Source organism: Gammaproteobacteria bacterium (assembly GCA_016200485.1).
GTDB lineage: Bacteria > Pseudomonadota > Gammaproteobacteria > Tenderiales > Tenderiaceae > JACQEP01.
Map to the genome: position 1 here is coordinate 1 of JACQEP010000001.1, position 14,250 is coordinate 14,250.

At 52.1% G+C, this 14,250-nt stretch carries 6 protein-coding genes; all 6 read right to left on the minus strand.

The features are described from left to right. Window positions 1-158: 158 nt before the first annotated feature. The 6 genes from HY272_00005 to pgi all read right to left on the minus strand — a co-directional run bounded on the left by HY272_00005 (window position 159) and on the right by pgi (window position 14,184). Window positions 159-5,015 carry an NAD-glutamate dehydrogenase gene (locus HY272_00005; protein ID MBI3771075.1) on the minus strand — a complete coding sequence of 1,619 codons (4,857 nt, stop codon included), beginning with the start codon at window positions 5,013-5,015 and terminating at the stop codon, window positions 159-161. A 113-nt stretch (window positions 5,016-5,128) separates the two neighbouring features. Continuing rightward, the gene (locus tag HY272_00010) at window positions 5,129-5,989 is read right to left on the minus strand and encodes a hypothetical protein (protein ID MBI3771076.1); all 861 of its coding nucleotides are present in this window, start codon (window positions 5,987-5,989) and stop codon (window positions 5,129-5,131) included. A gap of 293 nt (window positions 5,990-6,282) precedes the next feature. Further along, window positions 6,283-8,043, minus strand: coding sequence for a dihydrolipoyl dehydrogenase (gene lpdA / locus HY272_00015; protein MBI3771077.1), 1,761 nt, complete (start codon window positions 8,041-8,043; stop codon window positions 6,283-6,285). A 140-nt stretch (window positions 8,044-8,183) separates the two neighbouring features. Continuing rightward, window positions 8,184-9,458 (minus strand): dihydrolipoyllysine-residue acetyltransferase, encoded by a 1,275-nt coding sequence (gene aceF / locus HY272_00020; GenBank protein ID MBI3771078.1) that lies wholly within the window; start codon window positions 9,456-9,458, stop codon window positions 8,184-8,186. 18 nt (window positions 9,459-9,476) lie between these two features. Next, window positions 9,477-12,140, minus strand: coding sequence for a pyruvate dehydrogenase (acetyl-transferring), homodimeric type (aceE, locus tag HY272_00025; protein MBI3771079.1), 2,664 nt, complete (start codon window positions 12,138-12,140; stop codon window positions 9,477-9,479). 403 nt (window positions 12,141-12,543) lie between these two features. Next, complete coding sequence (gene pgi, locus HY272_00030) at window positions 12,544-14,184, minus strand: glucose-6-phosphate isomerase (protein MBI3771080.1); 1,641 nt, start codon at window positions 14,182-14,184, stop codon at window positions 12,544-12,546. Window positions 14,185-14,250: the final 66 nt, after the last annotated feature.

Here is a 14,250-nt window from a genome sequence, read left to right on the forward strand (position 1 = left end):
ATCTACAGCACAGGCTCTGGTTAAAAACCAGTCCTCAGGAGCGGACGGCCTTCCCGGTGAAGCGTGTAATCTTACTTAACCTCCTCAACAACATTTTCATTAAAATCGATCATACAAGGGGCGGGTTTGAAACCCGCCCCTATACACGGACTTACTCCCTAGCAATCCTCCTTGCCGGGCCCCCAGTGCGCCAGGGTGCGAATCTCGCGCATGACCACGGAGAGCACGGCCAGATCGTTGGCCGAGCCGCTGCTGCGGATCTCTGCCAGCAGGGTGCGGAAATGGCTGATCGCAACGTTGGCGGCTTCCATCCAGTGGGCCACCCGCGCCTCCGCACCTGGCAACTGACGGCCATGCTGGATGATTTGTTTGGTGATTGTCCGCAGCTCGATGTAGAGATCATAACGCAAGGCCATTCGCGCTTTACGTTGCCAATAGTTACCGCGCGGCAAATCCTGAATCCGATCCCGCAGCCAGAAGAGTTCCAGTGTATAGCCCAGCTTGAAATAGGTACTGGCAATATCGCTGAGATCCCCGCCTTGCTCGCTGGCAATCTCGATCAGATCCAGACATGGATAAACAGCATCTACTGCCGCGAAATGTCGTGTCTGATCTTCACTAATACCCGCCTCGCGATATTGAGTCACCAGCGTTTCAAATTGCGACAGGTTATCGCCCTCGATAAAGGCAGGCAATTTCGCTGTGAGCGTTTCGACACCCGAACGGAATTGGTTAATGGTGGTGGCAATATCCAGCGGCGCACGGCGATTGCGTAACAACCAGACGGTGGCGCGATCATGCAAACGCCGGATTTCAAGCAATAATGAACTCTGGAGTTTGGCGGGCACCTTGCCATCCAGCGCTGCAACAGCCGCCCACAACTCTTCGGCGTTAAAGATTCCCCACGTAGCGGTACACGCACGCGCCACGGCGGCTGCGCTCTCACCGGTCTCATCCTGCATTCGCAGCATAAAGGTGCTGCCCATGCGATTGACAATGGCGTTAGTGACTTGGGTCGCGATAATTTCACGACGCAGTGGATGACGCTGCATTCGCTCCGTAAAGCCTTGATGCATGGCCGTCGGGAAATAATCGATCAATTCCCTGGTAAAATAAGGATCCTCGGCGATATCCGAGGCGCACAAATCTTCAAATAATTTGATTTTACTATAGGCCAGCAAAATCGCAATTTCAGGGCGGGTTAACCCCTCTCCCGCCTTCTCACGCTCGACCAGTTCGTCATCACCGGGCAAAAATTCCAGCTTGCGATTAAGCCGCCCTTCACTCACCAGGGCACGGATCAAACGCCCGTGCTCTGCGGGCAACCACGAGGCCTGATGCGAAGCTAAACTCAGCGCCAGACTTTGCAAGTAATTGTGTTTCAATACATGATCGCCGACATCGCTGGTCATTTTCAGCAGCAATTCATTGCGCTGTTTAAGCGTCATGTCACCATCGCGCACCATTTGATTGAGCAGGATCTTGATGTTGACTTCATTGTCGGAGCAGTCGACACCACCGGAGTTATCGATAAAGTCGGTATTGATCAAACCACCCTTACGCGCATACTCCACACGACCCAACTGGGTAAACCCAAGATTTCCTCCCTCACCAACCACTTTGCAACGCAGTTCACCGCCATCAATGCGCAGACTATCGTTGACACGATCGCCGACAGCGGCGTGTGTCTCACTACTGGCTTTGACGTAGGTACCGATGCCGCCATTCCATAACAAATCCACCGGCGCACGTAAAATCGCCTGGATCAACTCCACTGGCGTGAGTTGCGCCACTTCAATACCCAATACTTTTTGCGTCTCGGTACTGAGCTGAATCGATTTTGCGCTGCGCAAATAAACGCCACCGCCCGCCGAAATCAGTCCCTTGTCATAGTCATTCCAGGTCGAGCGCGGCAGATTAAACATACGCTCACGCTCCTGGAATGAACGCTCAGGATCAGGATTCGGATCGATAAAAATATGCATATGATTAAACGCAGCCACCAACTTGATATGGCGCGAACGTAACAACCCGTTACCAAAAACATCGCCCGCCATATCACCAATGCCCACCACTGTAAAATCCTGATTCTGGCAATCGATACCCAGCTCATAGAAATTCCGTTTGACAGACTCCCAGCCGCCACGCGCTGTGATGCCCATTTTCTTGTGGTCATAGCCTGAAGAACCGCCCGAGGCAAAGGCATCGCCCATCCAGAAGTTATATTCAGCAGAAACAGCGTTGGCGATATCGGAGAATGTCGCCGTGCCTTTATCAGCAGCCACGACCAGATAGGTATCATCACTGTCATAACGCACCACATCAGCAGGCGGCACCACTTTACCCTCAACAAGGTTGTCGGTGATATCAAGCAGGCCACTGATAAACGTGCGATAACAACGTACCACTTCCGCCATCACGGCATCGCGATTCTCACTCGCGGGAAGACGCTTGGGGAAAAAGCCACCCTTGGCCCCCACCGGCACTATGACCGTATTTTTCACCATCTGCGCCTTCATCAAACCGAGAATTTCAGTGCGAAAATCCTCACGCCGGTCTGACCAGCGAATACCACCGCGCGCCACCGGCCCACCACGCAGATGCACACCCTCAACAAAGGGCGCATAAACAAATATTTCAAACATCGGCCGTGGTAACGGCAACTCCGGTACCTTGGCTGGATCAAGTTTGAATGAAAGATAGGTCTTGGGTTTTACCTGCCCCTCATTCTGGAAGTAATTGGTGCGCAGCATCGCCTGAATCACCGCCAGATAACGCCGCAAGATGCGATCTTCATCCAGATTGGTGACCGCATCGAGCGCCTTTTCTATCTCTGCCACCAACTTTTCAGTTGTGGCCATCGCCATGGCCCTTGGATTTTGCGGATCAAAGCGGAACAGAAACAGCTTGGCCAACGCTTCGGCAATATCAGGGTGCTCACTCAATGCATTTTCCATGTACGCCTGACTGAAGGGCACCGAAGTTTGCAGCAGATATTTACAAACGGCACGCAACATCACCACCTGCCGCCATCCCAAACCTGCGCATAACACCAACCGGTTAAAGCCGTCGCTTTCGATCTCCCCAGCACAAACACGGACAAATGCCGCCTGGAATATTTCTTTGACCTCCAGCAGATCGATATCGACACCAAGCCCAACCGTCATATCAAAATCGAGTATCCAGTATCGCCCATTACCGGCGATCTCGATCTCATAGGGCCGTGCTTCGAGCACACGTAATCCCATGCGTTCCAATATCGGTAGCACATCCGACAGCGCCATGGGCTTATCTCGCCCATACACTTTGAACCGCAACATATCCTCTCGCCCTTCTGGAAAGCGATAGAGATGAGTTGCCATGGGTGATGAATCAGTAATTGACTCCAGATACTCGATATCCAGCACTGCAATGCGCGGATCGAAATCACTGCGATAGGCTATCGGGAAGGATGCGCCATACTTGCGCATCAACCCCAGACCTTGCCCCTCGCCATAATGCTCGCGCAGCGCAAGTTGCAGCGTGTCGGACCACGATTGCATTGCCTCGGCCAACATTGACTCCAGCTGGGCAGGATTGATCTCCGGGATGTTCCCAGGCTGCGTCCGAATCATGAAATGCACGCGCCACAATACTGTCTCGGTAAAATTAACGCTATATTCCGCACTTTGTCCATTCATCGCTCGCATTAAAATATCCTGCATGCGCATCCGAAATTCGGTGTTGTAGCGATCACGTGGCACATAGACAAAGGCACTGATAAAGCGATCAAAAGGATCCCGGCGCAGGAATAAACGCAGCCGATGCCGCTCTTCGACTTGCAGGATGCCCATGGCAATGTCATAGAGTTCCTGCTCTGTTGCCTGGAACATTTCATCCCGAGGAAACGTCGCCAGCACATGACGTAATGCCTTGGCGCTATGGCCTTGCGCATCAAACCCGGCGCGCGCCATGATCCGCGCCACCTTGGCACGTAAAATGGGGATTTCTTCCGGTGGCGCGCTATAGGCTGTTGAGCTGTACAATCCAACGAAACGCCACTCACCAATCACTTCGCCCTTGTCATTAAATCGCTTGATGCCGAGATAATCCATCGGCGTTGGCCGATGCACGGGCGCATAAGCAGTCGCCTTGTTGATGACGAGTACATTGGGCTCCCGCACCATTGAGCGCAACGGTGCCGGGATATGGGAAAAACTTTGCGAGACATAGTCGCTGCCTGTTTCACGATACAACCCCAAGCCCGAGTTGGGTATCGCCCGCAACACATCCTGGCCATGCTCTGATACCAGATCATAGGCGCGATATCCCAAAAACGTGAAATGATGCTCGGCTACCCAACGCAAGAATGCCAATATTTCTTCTTTCTCCTGGCCCGCCACTGGCAGAGATTGCTGACTGAGGGTTGAGATCACTTCTTCTAAATGCGTCCGCATGGGTTGCCAGTCTTCTACAATGCACCGCACATCAGCCAGCGCCCCCTGGAGCGCCTGTTGCAACTCGACCAATTTTTCATTTTCGGCAATTCGGTCCACGTCAAACCGCATTACCGCCTCACTCATATCGCTGCCTGTTTGCCCTCGCGGTAATACTTCACGTAACTTCCCCTCCTTATCCCGTCGGACCCGGATCACGGGGTGCAAGGTCATATGGATAAACAATCCCTGACGGACAAGCGCCATCCGCGTTGAATCCACCAGAAACGGCATGTCATCGACAACGATTTGAACGACAGTATGCGGCGACGCCCAACCCTGGGTTTCAAAGGTGGGATTAAACACTTTGATTTGTGGCTCGCCTGGTTTGCGTTGCAATGCCAGATGCCAATGCCCCAATAATGCAGCGAGCAACTCTTCGGTCGTGAATGTAGAGAGATCTTCAGGCTCTGCCCGGGCAAAATATTGCTCGGAAAACAAAATTAGATTGGAAGCTTCACTCGGAGGAAATCGATTTTTGATTAAATCCAATAACCGGCCAACTACGTCGGCCTTGTCCTTACCCTGCGGGATTGTCATATTGTTTTACCCTACCCTGGGATTCCTTGATTTATCAGTGGCCCCTGATAATTATCGTCCAGTTAAGGCAAGTTTACAGTCCCTTTTAGAACAAATTACCCACAATAATAATATTACTTAATTAATCCGCCTGTTGTCCCTCGCGGTTTACCCAACAATTCCGTAACCCCTTTTGCCCATTCGGCATCAGCCTCCTTGTAAGCATCGACCAGCGCACGATTGGCCAGCTTGCTATACCATCTCATGGCTTCACCTTCATACAATTCTACATACTGAAGCAATTCTTGATCATCAACATTACGGTAGGCATACAGGCTGTTCACCAACAGCCATTCTCTTGCGTCACGCACGACCCGAGGTCTTAATTCCTCCAAAACCTGCGCGAGGCGCTCCTCAGAAATGCGCCATTCATACGGTAATAATGAATTCTGTGACCGCACTAAGGACTCATACCATCCTAATCGTACATCCACCATCGCCTCCACCATTCCAGAAGCATCCGTCAAATCACGAATCAACTCGATACGCTGCCACGGAAGATTTTCACGAACCGATTGTGCATATTCAAATATTTTGGATCGCGCCGCTGGAGCCGAAGCATCCAGTTCCAGATGAGTCATCTGGCGAGCTATTGGCGAGTTCAACGCTTCTAAAATCTGTTGATACCTTGCAGCATCATAGTCACGGAGCAAACTCCAGGATATCGCCTTATGCAACCGAGATGGCTCAAATATTCGCGTTGCCAATTCACCAAACCCATCCAGCTCGTCCTTATCGACGATAAAAACGGAGATGTTTCTGACCTGATCTTCAGTCAGAACCGGCGCTTGACTGATCATGGCATTGATGCCAGAAAGATCCATGATCTGTTCAACTCGTTGTTGCGCCTGTTCCTGTTCAAGCGGGACAAAAGCGACTACTTGCAACGGAAGCCAAAGAATAACGCTCAACAATAATTTCTTATTTATCAGCACGTGTTATACCCGATATATCCAATGAGATGCAAAACCATATTTTACAGTATCATTATCTTCTCAGAAATGTCTAAATATAACGACATTAGACACGCCGTAATTAGAACGATTCCAGCGCGGAGAATTCAATAGCTGCTTCAGAAACCAACAAACCAAGAGTTTTGCTGCAATCATGAACGTTAGCAAGAATTATTGTTTTAAACACCCTTGAAGAAGAAATTATCGCAATAAAAACAACAAATGATAACGAAAAACCCAGCTAGGCCGGGTTTTTCGTTATCATAAAAAAATTATCATTTTTTCCTGGGCATGTAGATGTCGGTACAAGTGCCCTCCGCCACCTCGGCAGCGAAGTTAAATGTTTCCGACAAGGTCGGATGTGGATGTATTGTCATGCCGATGTCATGCGCATCCGCCCCCATCTCCAGTGCCAGCACCGCCTCGGCGATCAACTCGCCGGCATTAGGGCCGGTCATCGCGGCACCAATCAGGCGATGGTCTTCACCGAACAGCACTTTGGTCATGCCCTCGTCACGCCCGATGGAAAGCGAACGACCACTGGCGGCCCAGGGAAACACACCTTTCTCGTAGGCAATCCCTTCGGCCTTGCACTGTTCCTCGGTCTTACCCATCCATGCCACTTCAGGATCGGTATAGGCCACGGCGGGGATAGTGCGGGCGTCGAAATAGGATTTCATGCCGGCGATCACTTCTGCGGCGACCTTGCCTTCGTGCGTCGCCTTGTGTGCCAGCATCGGCTGGCCGACGATGTCGCCAATGGCAAAGATGTGTGGCACGTTGGTGCGCATTTGCTTGTCGACATTAATAAATCCGCGCTCGTCGACCACCACGCCTGCCTTCTCGGCGTCGATCAGCTTGCCGTTCGGTGAACGACCGATGGAGACCAATACGCGATCAAAGGTATCCTGCGCCGGCGCATCTTTGCCTTCAAAGGAGCAGGCCAGGCCTTCCAGCGTCGGCGCAATCGCTGTGACCTTGGTGTTCAGGAAAATGTTTTCATACTTTTTCTTGATTCGGCGCTCCAGCGGCCGCACCACGTCGCGATCCGCACCAGGGATAATGCCGGGTGACAACTCAACGATTGTCACCTTGGAACCGAGGGCATCGTAAACCGTTGCCATTTCCAGACCGATGATCCCACCGCCAACGACCAGCAAACGTTTTGGCGTCTCGTTGATCTCCAAAGCATCAGTAGAATCCATGACTCGCGGATCACTCCAGGGAATAAACGGTAGCTTGGTCACGCGCGAACCGGCAGCGATGATACAGTTTTCAAACCCGACGACTTTCTTGCCGCCATCAGCAGCAACAACTTCAATCGTATTCGGCGAGGTGAACTTTCCGTAACCATGAACAATCTCTACCTTGCGCTGCTTGGCCAACTGTTTTAAACCACCGGTCAAACGGCCAACGACCTTGTTCTTGTGGGCGCGCAATTTATCAAGATCGATCTCGGGATTGTTGAAGGCGACGCCAATTTCATGAAATTCTTTTGCCTCATTCATGACTTGTGCGGTGTGCAGCAAGGCCTTGGATGGAATACAACCGACATTCAAACAGACACCGCCAATGCTTTCGTAGCGCTCGATGAGCACCACTTTCTTGCCCAAATCTGCAGCACGGAAGGCGGCGGTATAACCGCCCGGCCCGGAACCCAATACTGCAATTTCAGTTTCGATATCAACATTACCGCTGTAGCTTGTCGCCTTGGGCGCAGCCACTGTTGTTGCCGTGGGCGCGGCTACGGGCTTTTGTGCTGGGGCAGCTGTTGTCGGGGCGATTGCTGCACCTGCGCTGACTTCCAGCTTCAGAATTGCACTGCCCTCGGAAACCTTGTCACCCACTTTCAATAATAATTCTTTGATCACGCCTGCCTGCGGCGCGGGAATCTCCATCGCTGCCTTGTCGGATTCCACCGTAATCAGCGACTGTTCGGCTTTAACTTGATCTCCGGGGCTAACCAATACCTCGATAACTTCAACACCCTTGAAGTCACCGATGTTTGGAATCTTGATCTCGACGATGTTGCTCATGCGTTATTCCTTCAATTGTTCCTGAATTTATAACCCGGGTTACGCTGCGCTTCACCCAGGCTACAATTAAATTTAATCAATGTAGAGCACGCTTGGTGGGTTACGCCCTAACGGGTTAACCCACCCTATATTGATTACATTTATGCCAAAGACTTTCGTGCATCCGCCAAAACACGACTCAGGAATGTCGTAAACCGGGCGCCATCGGCGCCATCGATCACGCGATGGTCATACGACAACGACAATGGCAACATCAGCCGTGGTGCGAATTCCTTGCCATTCCATACCGGCTGCATTTTCGAACGCGACACACCGAGAATTGCGACATCAGGCGCATTCACGATTGGCGTGAATTTGGTGCCACCGATACCGCCCAGACTGGAAATGGTGAAACATCCACCCTGCATGTCGGCGGGACGCAGTTTTTTATCACGTGCCTTAATACTGATCTCACCCAACTCAGTGGCCAGATCGACCAGCGATTTACGATCCACATCGCGCACCACTGGCACCACCAGACCATCCGGCGTATCGACTGCGACGCCGATATTGAAATATTTCTTGAAAATCAGATTCTCGCCGCCCGCATCCAGCGAGCTATTGAAACGCGGATATTCCTTAAGTCCGGCAACCACCGCCTTCATCAGGAAAACGAGCATCGTGACTTTAATGCCCTTATCCTTATGCTGTTCGACCAGTTCTTTACGATAGGCTTCAAGATCGGTGATGTCCGCTTCGTCAAATTGCGTAACATGTGGAATTGAAACCCAGTTACGATGCAAAAACTGACCGGTGAGTTTATTGATCTTGGTCAAGGCCCTGGTTTCGATCTCACCCCACTGGCTGAAATCGATCACCGGCATCGGTGCCACGGTCATACCACCGCCACCTGTGCCTTGTGCCAAGGCGCGCTTCACAAAATCCTGAACGTCTTCTTTGGTGATGCGTCCCTTACGGCCACGACCTGAGACGCGCCCCAGATCAACACCCAGCTCGCGCGCAAACTTACGAATCGAAGGCGTGGCGTAGGCCTTGGCAAAACTCACTTCATTGATTTGCGCCGTCGGTGACGGACGTGCAAGCGCGGCCTGTGGCGCAGGCGCTGCTGTTCTCGCTGGCACAGCTGTGGCTGGCTTGCTGGGCGCGGGGGCCGTTTTCGCAGGCGCTGCAACTGCTTCGGCACTGGCTTCCAGCATCAAGATCAAACTACCTTGGGCAACACGATCACCCACTTTAAGTTTCAGTTCCTTGACCACACCGGCTTGCGGCGCCGGAATTTCCATTGCCGCCTTATCGGACTCCACTGTAATCAATGATTGCTCGGGCTTAACCGTGTCACCCACAGCCACCAACACCTCAATGACTTCGACATCCTTGAAGTCACCGATATCCGGCACACGAATTTCTGTCAGCATCTTTTACTCTCCTGCCAATTACGCGTGCAGCGGATTGATTTTTTCGGCATTGATGCCGTACTTGGAGATCGCCTCGACCACCTTGGTGGCTGGTAAAACACCTTCATCGGCCAATGCCTTCAACGCGGTAACCACGACGTGATAACTGTTGACCTCAAAGTGTTTGCGCAACTGGGCTCGGGTATCACTGCGCCCGAAACCATCGGTACCCAGCACTTCATAACGCGACGGCACCCATTTACGAATCTGATCCGAATAGGTACGGATGTAATCCGTTGCGGCGATTACCGGACCAGCACGGTCTTGCAGACATCGCGTCACATACGGCACCTTGGGCGCCGCCGTCGGATGCAAACGGTTCGTGCGATCACAATCGCTGGCCTCGCGTGCCAGCTCGTTAAAGCTGGTGGCACTCCAAATGTCGGCATCGACATCCCATTCATTCTTCAACATATCTGCGGCCGCAATCACTTCACGCAGGATCGTACCTGATCCCATCAACTGCACCTTGCGCTTGCTATCACCACCGGCGCGGAACAAATACAAGCCCTTGATGATACCCTCTTCCACACCTGCCGGCATGGCCGGATGGACATAGTTTTCGTTCATTGACGTGATGTAGAAGAACACATTTTCCTGCTTGGCAATCATGCGCTCCAAACCGTTATGAATAATCACGGCCATTTCATAACTGAATGTCGGATCGTAGCTGACGCAGTTTGGAATTGTACCCGCCAGCACCAAACCATGACCATCTTGATGTTGCAGACCTTCACCCGCCAGTGTGGTACGACCCGCGGTGGCACCGATCAAGAAACCGCGCGCTTGCATATCGCCCGAGGCCCACGCCAAATCGCCGATGCGCTGGAAGCCGAACATCGAGTAATAAATGTAGAACGGAATGGTGCTGACACCATGCGCACTATACGACGTCGCCGCCGCAATCCAGGATGACATCGAGCCCGCCTCATTGATCCCCTCTTCCAGGATCTGGCCACTCTTGTCTTCCTTATAGAACATGATTTCGTCTTTATCCTGCGGCGTATAGAGCTGACCGACCGACGAATAAATCCCCAACTGGCGGAACATGCCCTCCATACCGAAGGTGCGCGCCTCGTCAGGCACGATCGGCACGATATGTTTACCGATGTTCTTGTCACGACAGAGAATAGTCAGCATCCGCACATAGGCCATTGTGGTCGACATATCACGATCACCGCTGCCTTGCAGCAGCGGATCAAATACCGATAACGGCGGAATCTCCAGCGGCGTCACTTTATCGATACGTGTCGGCAGGTAACCTCCAAGCGCCGCACGGCACTCGCGCATGTGTTTCATTTCCGGGCTGTCTTCAGATGGCTTGTAATACCTGCCTACTGCTGCATCTTCATCGCTCAATGGAATATTGAAGCGGTTGCGAAAGGCCAGCATTTCATCGGCATCAAGTTTCTTCTGTGAGTGTGTACGATTCTGCGCCTCACCTGCGGCGCCAATGCCGTAACCTTTAACGGTTTGCGCCAGAATAACCGTCGGCTGCCCCGTATGATTCACTGCGGCATGATAAGCAGCGTATACCTTGTGCGGGTCATGACCGCCACGGTTCAAGCGCCAGATATCCTCATCGGACATCTTGGCCACCATCGCCTTCAATTCAGGATATTTACCAAAGAAATGCTCGCGCACATAGGCGCCATCTTTGGATTTGTAATTCTGCAAATCGCCATCGACGACTTCCATCATGCGCTGGTGTAACAAACCATGCGTATCCGTCGCCAGCAGCGGATCCCAATAGCTACCCCACAGCACTTTAATAACATTCCAGCCCGCGCCACGGAAACTGGCTTCCAGATCCTGCACAATCTTGCCATTACCACGCACCGGGCCATCCAGACGTTGCAGATTGCAATTCACCACCCAAATCAGATTATCAAGTTTTTCACGGCCCGCGAGTGAAATCGCCCCCAGGCTCTCCGGCTCATCGGTTTCACCATCGCCCAGGAACCCCCACACCTTGCGACCCGTGGTATCCGACAGGCCGCGATCTTGCAGATACTTCATGAATCGCGCCTGATAAATCGACATGATCGGCCCCAGGCCCATGGAAACCGTTGGGAACTGCCAGAACTCCGACATCAAATGCGGATGCGGATAGGATGACAAACCATTGCCATCCACTTCCTGACGAAAACGATCCAACTGCTCCTCCGTCAAACGCCCCTCAATATAGGCACGCGCATACATACCCGGCGCGGCATGGCCCTGGAAATAAATCAAATCACCGCGAGTGACATCGTTTGGGCCATGCCAAAAATGGCTGTAACCCACATCGTACAAGGTTGCTGCCGAAGCGAAGGTCGCGATATGACCACCCAACTCCGTACTCTTGCGATTCGCCTTCACCACCATCGCCATCGCGTTCCAGCGGATGTAGCTGCGAATCCGGTCTTCCAGCGCCTGATCGCCGGGAATCTGCGCTTCAAGGTGCGGCGGAATCGTGTTCACATAGGCTGTGTTTGGCGAATACGGCAGGTTCGCACCCGAACGGCGCGCCTTGTCGATCAACTGCTCGAGCAAAAAGTGAGCCCGCTCGACGCCCTCGTTTTCAATCACCGATTCCAGCGCTTCAATCCACTCCTGGGTTTCCACGGCGTCGATATCGGGTAACTGTGTTTGCTGAGACATTGGCTCCAACCTCTTAAAAAATTCAATTTGCCAGGCTAATAGACAGGGCGAGCGATGAAAACGCAATCCCAAACGTTAGACCCCAAAACTGTAAAAATATCAGTGGTATCTATTTATATTTAAAGGGCCTATGGCCCTAGCCGCCTGGAAAAAGGCGATATGATCGTGTTTTTGGCCGCCGAGGTCAAGGAAATTGCACTTTCGACCCACGTCGCGAATGTATAAATTTATTTAAAATACAGAAGGTTATTAATCCCCTCAGGAAGGACGGGGCTGCGATGATGGCGCCAGGGTTTAGGTTAGGGAACCTCTGATTAATCCGCTGAAGCAGCGTCTGCGGATTAATCAGAGGTTCCTTAGGTGCAGAGTAGATATGCCACGCCCCGGCTAATCCACCTTAACATTATCCCCTCAGTTTCTTATAGTAATTAATCAAGCCATTGGTAGACGCGTCATGGCTGGTGACCGACTTCCCATCCCGTAACTCAGGCTGTATAGCCTTGGCAAGCTGTTTACCCAACTCCACGCCCCACTGGTCGAAGGAATTGATATTCCAGATGATACCTTGGACGAATATCTTGTGTTCATACATCGCAATCAAGCTGCCCAGTGTTCGCGGCGTGAGTTTTTGATAGAGAATTGAATTCGAGGGTCGGTCACCATCGAATACTTTATGCGGCAGCAATTTTTCCAATGCCGCACCACTCATTCCGGCGGCGACCAGCTCGGCACGGGCTTCAGCCTCGGTCTTGCCTTTCATCAATGCTTCGGGCTGGGCGAAGAAATTGGCGAGCAGAATTTGATGATGTTCGCCGAGCGGGTTGTGCGATTCGACGGCGGCGAGAAAATCGCAGGGGATTAATTTTGTCCCTTGATGTATCAGTTGATAAAACGCATGTTGACCGTTGGTGCCGGGTTGTCCCCAGATCACCGGCCCGGTATTGCAATCGACCGGCGCGCCATCACGGGTCACATGTTTGCCGTTGCTTTCCATATCGCCTTGTTGAAAATAGGCGGGAAAGCGACGCAGGTATTGGTCATAGGGCATGATGGCGTGTGTTTGCGCGCCAAAGAAATTGTTGTACCAGATACCAAGCAGCGCCAGGATTATTGGCATGTTTTTTTCGAGTGGCGCGTTGCGGAAATGCTCATCCATAGCATGCGCACCGGCCAGCAACTCCTCGAATTGCTCAAAACCAATATAAACCGCAATCGAAAGCCCAATCGCGCTCCATAACGAGTACCGGCCACCAACCCAATCCCAGAACTCGAACATATTCTTCGGATCGATGCCGAAGCGCGTCACTTCTGCGGTGTTGGTGGAAAGTGCGACAAAATGTTTGGCCACGCTGTGTTCATCGCCACTCGCTTCAAGTAACCAGTCCTTGGCCGAGCGGGCATTGATGATGGTTTCCTGGGTAGTGAAGGTCTTGGAGGCGACAATGAACAAGGTACTGTGCGGGTCGAGCTTTTTGAGTGTTTCGAGCAAATGGGTACTGTCGATATTGGAGACAAAGTGCACGCGCAGATCGCTGCGGCCATAGGGTGTGAGCGCTTCGGTGACCATTGCTGGCCCCAGATCCGAGCCACCAATTCCAATATTGACGACATCGGTAATCCGCTGGCCGCTAAAACCGCGCCACTGGCCGTTACGCACGGCCTCACAAAAATGCTTCATTTTATCGAGCACGGCATTGACGGCAGGCATGACATTTTCACCATCGACGTCAATCGGCCTGTTACTGCGATTGCGCAGTGCGATATGGAGTACGGCGCGATCTTCGGTGCAATTGATCTTGTCACCGCTATACATGCGATCACGCCAACCCTCGACATCGGCCTGACGCGCCAGATCGCAAAGCAGCTTCAGCGTTCGTTGATCGATGCAATTTTTGGAATAGTCGAGAAGAACATCTTCGAACTGAAGGGAAAACTTGTTAAACCGGCCGGAATCCGCGGCAAACATGTCGCGCATATGAACATTCTGCATGTCCTGATAATGCGACTGCAGGGCTTGCCATGCCACTGTCTTACTGATCCCCATGTAACCCTCGGGTTGTAATTATGGTTTTATTATCTGCCCCTACATTGCCCGCGTAAAGGGCTAAAT